This is a genomic window from Mycobacterium sp. (assembly GCF_049673265.1).
Taxonomy (GTDB): Bacteria; Actinomycetota; Actinomycetes; order Mycobacteriales; family Mycobacteriaceae; genus Mycobacterium.
The window spans coordinates 1-2,519 of the sequence record NZ_JBATXN010000078.1 but is presented as its reverse complement, the minus strand read 5'-3'; the positions used below and the strand labels follow the sequence as shown (position 1 = coordinate 2,519).

The following is a 2,519-nucleotide window of genomic DNA, read 5'->3' as shown; positions in this document are numbered from 1 at the left end:
AGTCGAACCGGTCACCGATCGAGTCGGCGAGGTCGCGTCCTTCCTCGGCGGCCGCGCGCGCCGCGATCGGGTCACCCGCCGCGAAGATCGCCCTGCGCGCCTGCCAGGCCAGGATCTGGCTGAGCCTCCACCGGTCGCCGAGTGCGCGGGCGAGCCCGAGCGCCTCGGCGAAATACGACCCCGCCGCCTCGGCCTTTTGGGCGCTGGCGGTGTAGCCGCAGGCGCTCAGCGCCCGCGCCAGCAGGGCCGGGTCATCGGCGTCGCGGGCGATCGCCAGGGCCTGTTGGGCCTGCTCCAGGCTGTCGGCAACGCCCGCCCAGGTAGCGAGCACTGCGCGGTCCGCGAGCGCCCCCGCCCGCACCGCTGATGTCACCTTCGGGCGGTGCGCATCGACCTCGGCCAGCGTGGTGTCGAACCATGCCAGCCCTTCCCGGATGCGGCCCCGCGCCAGCCACAGCGGCTGCAGAGAGGACGCCAACGCCAACGCCAGCTCGATATCGGAGTTTTCGCGGCTCCACATGAACGCGGCGCGCACGTTGTCGATCTCGAGTTCCGCCTGCTGGAGACGCTGCTCGTAATCACTGCCTGCGGGTGCGTCGAGCAGGGCCGCCATCGCGGTGTGGTAGTCGCGGTGACGCCTCCGCACGGCATCGGCTTCACCGGACTCTCCGAGTTTTTCCTGCGCGTACTGGCGCACCGTCTCCAGCAGCCGATAGCGGGTCCGGCCGCCGGTGTCGTCGGCGACCACCAGCGACTTGTCGACCAGCAAGGTGAGCTGATCGAGCACTTGATAGCGCTCTACCTCGCCGGAGCCGGCGACCGCTTGCGCGGCCTCCAGGTCGAAGCCGCCCAGGAAGGCGGCCAGCCGGCGAAACAGCACCCGTTCGGGCTCGGTCAACAGGGCATGTGACCAGTCCACCGAGGCACGCAGCGTCTGCTGGCGACGGACCGCGGTGCGCGCACCGCCGGTCAACAACCGGAATCGGTCATGCAGGCTGTCCAGTATTTCGGGCAGCGATAGCGCACGTACCCGTGCTGCGGCGAGCTCGATCGCCAGCGGCAAACCGTCCAGGCGGGTGCAGATTTCGGCCACGACTGTGGCGTTGTCGTTGCTGACGGCGAAATCGGGCCGAGCGCGGCGGGCCCGGTCGGTGAACAGCTCGACGGCTTCATCGGTCAGCGACAGTGACGGCACCCGCCAACTGACCTCACCGGGCACACCGATCGGCTCCCGGCTGGTGGCCAGCAGCGTTAATCCCGCAGCGGTGGCGAGCAGCCCATTGACCAGCGCCGCGCTGGCATCGAGCAGGTGCTCGCAGTTGTCCAACACCACCAGCATCTGGCGGTCGACAATAAACCGGGTCAGGGTGTCCATGGTGGAGCGGCCGGGCTGATCGGGCAGCACCAGCGTGCGGGCCACGGTCAACGGCACTAACTCGGGATCAGTGATCGGCGCCAGATCCACCCACCACACGCCGTCGCTGAATTCGCCGGTCAGCCGCGCTGCGACCTCGAGTGCCAGCCGGGTTTTACCCGCCCCGCCGGCACCGGTCAGCGTCAGCAACCGGTTCTCGCTCAGCAGCTCGCCCACCCGAGCCAGCTCGGCATCGCGACCCACGAAACTGGTCAACTGTACTGGAAGACTTTGGGAAGCAACTACTTTCGCGACGCGCAGCGGCGGGAAGTCGTTGACCAGGTCGGGGTGGCACAGTTGGACGACCCGCTCGGCACGGGGTAAATCACGAAGCGGGTGGCTGCCCAGATCGGATAGCCACGCATCGTCGGGAAGCCGGTCCAACACTAGTGCTTCCGCGGCGCCCGACAGCAGGGTTTGACCGCCGTGGCCCAAATCTCGCAGTCGGGCGGTGCGGTTGATGGTCGGGCCGGCGTAGTTGCCTTCATCGCGTAGCTGGATTTCGCCGGTGTGGATGCCAATCCGTAACCGGATCGGGGCGAGCGGGGCGCGCTGCAATTCCAGGGCGGCCGCTACCGCGTCGGAGCCGCGAGCGAAGGCCGCCACGAAACTGTCGCCCTCGCCCTGCTCGACCGGGCGCACCCCGTCGTGGGCGGCGATGGTGTCCGACACGACCTGGTTCAGCCGCGCCACGGCCGCACTCATCTCGTCGGGTTGGGTTTCCCACATCCGCGTGGAGCCCTCGACGTCGGCCAAAAGCAACGTCACCGTTCCGGTCGGCAGCAGCCCGCTCACGCCCAGCTCGCTCCAATTCAGCACCGGCGTCGGTGCGCACGGCTCAATGTCGCTCATGCTAACCAGCATGCGGGCAGCCGGGAGCGCAAAACATCAGCACAAACGCGTATTTGCGGCCTCCGAACGCGCATACCTACCCTAGGACTAGTCCGACTAGTCTGACTAGTCATGCTCCGCTAGTATTGCTGGCGTGCGTACCGTGACGAGCACCGAGGCCAAGGCGAAGCTCAACGCGCTGTTAGCAGAGATTGAGCGGACCGGCATATCGGTCACGATCACCACCCACGGTCGTCCTGCGGCTGTGCTGACC

The 2,519-nt window shown here is 67.9% G+C and carries 2 protein-coding genes; one reads left to right on the top strand and one right to left on the bottom strand.

Annotation, left to right across the window (positions count from 1 at the left end):
* On the bottom strand, positions 1-2,209 hold a 2,209-nt coding region (locus tag WBF82_RS02800; RefSeq protein ID WP_424381579.1), incomplete at its 3' end, for an ATP-binding protein.
* Between the two features lie 190 nt (positions 2,210-2,399).
* Here WBF82_RS02800 and WBF82_RS02795 point away from each other — a divergent pair.
* Positions 2,400-2,519: type II toxin-antitoxin system Phd/YefM family antitoxin (locus WBF82_RS02795; RefSeq protein WP_424381578.1), on the top strand; the 120-nt coding region annotated here is incomplete at its 3' end.